The sequence below is a fragment of the Synechococcus sp. H55.9 genome, assembly GCF_047462355.1.
GTDB lineage: Bacteria > Cyanobacteriota > Cyanobacteriia > Thermostichales > Thermostichaceae > Thermostichus.
In genome coordinates this window covers 1-5,771 of sequence record NZ_JANSJB010000122.1, presented here as the reverse complement: position 1 = coordinate 5,771, position 5,771 = coordinate 1, and the positions used below count along the sequence as shown (strand labels likewise).

The 5,771-nt window shown below is 59.7% G+C and carries 6 protein-coding genes; 3 read left to right on the top strand and 3 right to left on the bottom strand.

What is annotated here, in order from left to right; genetic code table 11:
- A partial coding sequence (locus tag NW857_RS12040; protein ID WP_414352299.1) for a DUF2854 domain-containing protein occupies nt 1-543 on the bottom strand: 543 nt, incomplete at its 3' end.
- 126 nt (nt 544-669) lie between these two features.
- Between NW857_RS12040 and NW857_RS12035 the strand changes: the two genes are divergently transcribed.
- The gene (locus NW857_RS12035) at nt 670-2,205 is read left to right on the top strand and encodes an aminotransferase class I/II-fold pyridoxal phosphate-dependent enzyme (RefSeq protein ID WP_414335898.1); all 1,536 of its coding nucleotides are present in this window, start codon (nt 670-672) and stop codon (nt 2,203-2,205) included.
- A 4-nt stretch (nt 2,206-2,209) separates the two neighbouring features.
- Here the strand turns inward: NW857_RS12035 and NW857_RS12030 are convergent, their stop codons facing one another.
- Both NW857_RS12030 and NW857_RS12025 read right to left on the bottom strand, forming a co-directional pair.
- Nucleotides 2,210-3,652 (bottom strand): hemolysin family protein, encoded by a 1,443-nt coding sequence (locus tag NW857_RS12030; RefSeq protein ID WP_414335896.1) that lies wholly within the window; start codon nt 3,650-3,652, stop codon nt 2,210-2,212.
- A gap of 251 nt (nt 3,653-3,903) precedes the next feature.
- A complete protein-coding gene (locus NW857_RS12025; protein ID WP_414369066.1) occupies nt 3,904-4,287 on the bottom strand; it encodes a PepSY domain-containing protein in 384 nt (127 codons plus the stop codon).
- Between the two features lie 217 nt (nt 4,288-4,504).
- On the opposite strand from NW857_RS12025, the gene NW857_RS12020 reads away from it, so the two are divergent.
- Both NW857_RS12020 and NW857_RS12015 read left to right on the top strand, forming a co-directional pair.
- Nucleotides 4,505-5,425, top strand: coding sequence for a branched-chain amino acid transaminase (locus tag NW857_RS12020; protein ID WP_414335893.1), 921 nt, complete (start codon nt 4,505-4,507; stop codon nt 5,423-5,425).
- 89 nt (nt 5,426-5,514) lie between these two features.
- Nucleotides 5,515-5,771, top strand: a 257-nt coding sequence (locus NW857_RS12015; protein ID WP_414369064.1) for a phosphoribosyltransferase, incomplete at its 3' end; no start/stop codon positions are given.

The following is a 5,771-nucleotide window of genomic DNA, read 5'->3' as shown; positions in this document are numbered from 1 at the left end:
GGCGATGAGCGCCAGCTCCACCTGATGTTCTCGGGGCTGCTGCAGTTGCACCTCCACGTCGCGGCCAAAGAAGCCCTGCATTTTTTTCTGGTAGCTCTCCTGCCATTGCTGGAAGGGAACGGCTGGCGAATCAAACAGAAGCACCAGGGTGTAGCGGCCACCCCGCAATTCTTCTCTGTAGCCTTTGAGTTTGGGTAGGTCTGCTTCCAAAGGGCCGCGCAGGCCGAGAAACTCCAGGGCCTCTTCCAGGTGGGCGTTGGCCCCATAGCTGTATTTGGTGATGTCGGCGCGGACTTGTTTTTGAATTTCCGTGGCCTGCTGAGCACGGGCTTGGAGCACTTCTGGCGAGGGGGGCGTCAGGGCAGGCACTGGCTTGAGCTCCACCACCTTCATGGTCACCCCCCCCAGCAGCAAGGGGATCCCGGTAAACAGGCCGATGAGGTTCAGGGTGGGATCGCTGTACTGGGCAAAGCCCCAAGCTGTGGCGGCAACGCCCGCCAGCAACACCAGGGTGCTCAGGGGGAGGGGCAGCTTTTCAAACATACAAGCAGGAAGGGCAACCTGAACCCAGGCTAGCAGGAAAGACGCTCCCTGGGGTGACCTTGAGGGTGGACTTGGCTCCGCTGGGGGTGGATAATGACTGGACGCTGGTGTGTTGGGGAGTGGCCCATGGTTCTGTCGCATCTGTCCAAAGCGTCCCGTCGTCTGCGCCTGCTGGATCGCAAAGCTCAAGAGCGGGCCCCTCTTTTTGAGGCCATTCGCCACTATTGCAGCTTGGACAAGGCTCCCTTTCACACGCCAGGCCACAAGCAGGGACGCGGGATCGCCACCGACCTGCGGGAGTTTTTGGGAGAAAACGTCTTCCGGGCGGATCTCACCGAGTTGCCGGAGGTGGACAACCTCCACGATCCCGACGGCGTGATCCGGGAAGCCCAGGAGCTGGCGGCAGCTGCCTACGGAGCGGATCGCAGTTGGTTTCTGGTGAATGGCTCCACCTGTGGTGTAGAAACCCTGGTGATGGCCGTGTGCGACCCAGGAGACAAGATCCTGCTGCCGCGCAACTGCCACAAGTCGGCCATTGCCGGCGTGATCCTCTCCGGGGCCGTGCCGGCCTATATCGAGCCCGACTTCGACATAGAACTGGGCATTGCCCACGGCATCACTCCTGCCGGCCTGGAGCAGGCCCTGGCCGAGCACCCCGACGCCAAGGGCGTGTTGGTGGTCAGCCCCACCTACTACGGGGTTTGCTGCGACCTAGAAACCTTAGCGGCCATCGCCCACAGCCACGGCCTGCCCCTCCTGGTGGACGAGGCCCACGGGCCCCACTTTGGCTTTCACCCGCAACTGCCCCTCTCCGCCTTGGAAGCTGGTGCTGATCTGGTGGTGCAGTCCACCCACAAGGTGATCTCCGGCATGACGCAAGCCTCGATGCTCCACCTCAAGGGATCCCGCATCGATCCCAACCGCGTGCGCAACATCTTGCAACTGCTGCAATCGACTAGCCCCAACTACGTGCTGATGATGTCGCTGGACGTGGCGCGGCGGCAGATGGCCCTGGAAGGGGAAGCTTTGCTGGGCCAAGCCCTGGCTTTAGCCGATCAAGCCCGCGCCCGCCTCAACCGCATTCCAGGGCTCTTTTGCTTTGGCCCGGAGCGCATCGGCTCTACACCTGGGTTTTTCGATCTGGATCGCACCCGCTTGACGGTGACGGTGTCGGGGCTGGGCCTTTTTGGCTTCGACGCCCACGACTGGGTCAACGACCACTTCCACGTGCAGCCGGAGATGTCCACCCTGCACAACGTGGTCTTTATCGTTAGCCTCGGCAACACCCAGCGGGATATCGACCGGCTGGTGGAGAGCTTCGCCGCTTTGTCGAAGCAGGCCCAGGGATCCCAACCCTCGCTGGCGATGGCCGAGAAACTGCGGCGCCTGGCCCAGTTGAAACGCCCTCCCCTGCCGCCGCAACGGCTCTCGCCGCGGCAGGCTTTCTTTGCCCCCATCGAGCGGATCCCCTTTCAGGAAGCCGTAGGCCACATCTGTGCCGAGATCATCTCCCCCTACCCCCCTGGGATCCCTATCTTGGTGCCCGGCGAAGAGGTAACCCAGGAAGCGGTGGACTATCTGTTGTTGGTGCACGAGGCAGGCGGCTTTATCAACGGCCCCGAAGATGTGCGGCTGCAGACCCTCAAGGTCGTCAAAACCTAGCTCCTCAAGAGCCAGGCTTGGTCGTCTGGGCGGGGGGGAGCACTGGCAGCGGGTTGGGAGAGCTGCGGCGGTGGCGAACGACCTTCACCCGATCCACCCGTGGGCCTTCCATGCGCACCACCTGGAACTCCATGTCTTGGTAGGTGAACTTTTCCCCCACGCGCGGGATCTTCTGCAGGTGGTAGATCAAAAAGCCCCCCAGCGTCTGGTAGTCCTCGTGGAGGGGCAAGTTGAGGTGGCAGCGCTCGTTGACCTCTTCAATATCCAACTGGGCCTGGATGAGGAGGGTATTTTCGTCCAGCTCCTGAATATCCGGCTCCTTCGCCTTGGGATCTGGGCCATCGGAGAGCTTGCCGACAATCTCCTCCACCAGGTCTTGAATGGTGATCAGGCCCGCCGTGCCGCCGAACTCGTCCACCACCACCACCATTGGCCAGTGGTGCTGCCGCATCTCCGGCAACAGTTCAGCAATCAGCTTGTTCTCCGGCTCAAAGTGGGCCTCGCGAATGAAAGGGGTGATGGGGCTGTGCAAATCCAGGGATCCCTTGGCCAGCTCGCCGATCAGCTCCTTGACATGAATCAGGCCGCGGATGTCATCCAAAGACTCGCCGTAGACCGGGTAACGGGAATGCCCCGATTCGGCCACCTCGGCCAGCACCTCTTGCACCGTAGCGGTTTCCGGCACCGCGTCGATGCTGGTGCGCGGGATCATCACCTCGCTGGCCACCGTCTCGCCGAACTCGAAGATATTGCTCAACAGCTCCCGCTCCTCCGCCTCGATGTTGCCCGACTCCACCGACGAGGCGATCAACAGTTGCAGCTCCTCCACCGTCATGGTGCTGTAAAAAGAAGTGGCCTCCGGGATGCGGACGCCAAAAAGCTGCAACAAGCAGCGGGAGGAGAACCGGAGCAGCTCCACGCAAGGGTGCAAAAAGCGGCTCACCAAGCGGTTGAGCCAGGCCAGTTTTAGGGCAATCGGCTCCGAGTAGAGAATGGCCAGAGTCTTGGGGATCAGCTCCCCCACCACAATTTGGAAATAGGTGAGCAGCGAAAACACCACCACCACTGCCACCCCCTGAACAACGGCGGGATCCACGTTCCGCAACCAGGCCAACTGCCTCAAGGCCAAAAACAGTGTCGGCGCAACCTGGGTGGCCCCGATCCAGCCCAGCAGCACGCTGGCCAGGGTAATGCCCAACTGGGTGGTGGAGAGGGCATACTCCAACTGTTCCTGGGCCTTTTGCACAATTGCCGCCTGGCGGTTCCCTTCGCTGGCCAACTGCACCATGCGGGAGCGCCGCGCCGACACCAAGGAAAACTCCACCGCCACAAAAAAAGCGTTGATGACCAGAAGAGCGATGACCCAAAAGAGACTAAGAGACGCATCTCCCCACGAAAGCTCAGTGTTGGGGAAAGTAGCCGCTGAGACTAAAGGGGGGTCGTCCATCAGGGGGAGCAGCAAGACGGATAGACAGCATTTTAGCCCAGACTGACTCGACCACCTGCCCCTGGCCAGCAGTTAAACTGGCCTCAGCCAGCGGGTGTCTATCATGCGAACACCTTCCCCCTGCCCAAATAAACGGGATCCCCAGCTTTTGCAGTTCTCAAGATTGCTACTTTTTCATCAAGCATTCATCAAGCAGTGGCAACTACCGCTTTTTCCGGCAACGCTTACCCCAGTTTGTGCCCCCCTGAGGGCTAGTCATCGATATCGACAACATCGCCGGTAGTGGCGTCGATCTTGACCTCAACATCGTTGGTGAGTTTTACTTCCCAAACTAAGCGGCCATCTTCGCGCTCCAACTCAACTTCTTTGATCACAGCATCGGGAACAGCAGATCGAGCCATCTGAATCGCTTCTTCAATGCGGACGGCTGGAGCAGGAGATTGAGCAAAAGCTACCTCTGTGCTCTTGCCTACCGATAACATCGGGCTGCTGAGGAGCAAAACGCCCGGCACAAGCAAGGAAGCAACAGCAAGTTTTGGAAGCTTCATTTCCAACTGTTTGAGTAACCACATTCTTACCCTACCAACCTTGGGGTGAAAGAAGCCTTGCCAAAAGGAGCACTGTTGCTTTCGCAAAGGGAGTGGACTCCTTGCGTCATGGGGTGTAGTTCGTCGGCCCCTCGTAAGTTAGAAGCTGTTTGCCTCCACAGCCCTCTCAGAACTTGACTGGCTAAAAAACACTGCAGTGCGCATATCTTTCCGAGTGCTGCCAACGCTGGGGCTGCCGATGCTGCCTCCATCGGTGATAATATTCCTACTCTTACATCTTTTCCCACCGCAGTAGGTGCCGACCATGCCGGATTTTCTGCCCTACGCCTACTTTCAGGGCCAGATCGTCCCCTTTGCCGAGGCGAAGATCTCCATTGCCACCCATGCTCTGCACTACGGGACGGCAGCCTTTGGCGGTCTACGCGGGATCCCCGACCCGCAAAATCCGGATCAGGTGCTGGTGTTTCGTCTCGATCGCCACTGCCGACGGCTGAGCCAGAGTGCTCGCCTGCTCTGCTTCGATCTGCCCGCCGAAAAGATCGAGCAGGTGATCGTGGAGCTGATCCGCAAAAATCGCCCCTCCACCTCTTTCTACATCCGCCCCCTGGTCTACACCTCCGACCTGGGCATCTCGCCGCGGTTGCACAACATCGAGAAAGACTTTTTCGTGTACGGGTTGGAGTTGGGAGACTACCTCTCACCAGAGGGAGTCACCTGCCGCATCAGCTCTTGGGCCCGCCAAGAGGATCGCAGCCTGCCGTTGCGGGGCAAGATCACCGGCGCCTACATCACCTCTTCTCTGGCCAAAACTGAGGCAGTGCAGTCCGGCTATGATGAGGCCATTTTGATGAACTCCCAAGGCAAGGTAAGCGAAGCCTCGGGCATGAACATCTTCATCGTGCGCAACGGCGTGCTGATTACCCCCAGCTTTGACCAAGACATCCTGGAAGGGATCACCCGCGACAGCGTTCTCACCCTGGCCCGCGACCTGGGGATCCCCACCCAAGAGCGTCCGGTCGATAAGTCGGAGCTGTTGATTGCCGAGGAAGCCTTCCTCACCGGCACTGCCGCCAAGATCACGCCCATTCGCCAGATCGAGCAATACGTCTTGCCCCCCTCCCGCCCCATCACCGAGCAGTTGCGGCAGAAGCTGACGGCCATCACCGAAAATCGGGATCCCGCCTACGCCCATTGGGTGAAGGTGATCCCGCTGAAAGAAAGCTAGACCCTCAGGTTGCCATCGTCAGGCCGGTCGATGGGAAAAGAATCAATATAGTTAGAATTGAGCAATCCAGACTGCGGGAGAGGGATCCCTTGCACGAGATTTCTATTACCTGGGCCGACTACCACCGCAAAATCGAAGAGCTGGCCGTCAAAGTTTATGAAAGCGGCTGGGAGTTTAACCAAATTGTCTGCATCGCCAAAGGGGGGCTGCGCATCGGCGATACCCTGGCCCGTCTCTTCGACCTCCCCCTAGCCATTCTCGCCGCTTCTTCCTACTCCGGCCCTGGCAATCGCCAACGGGGGCAACTGACCTTTTCGCGGGATCTGGCCATGACCACTGCCAACCT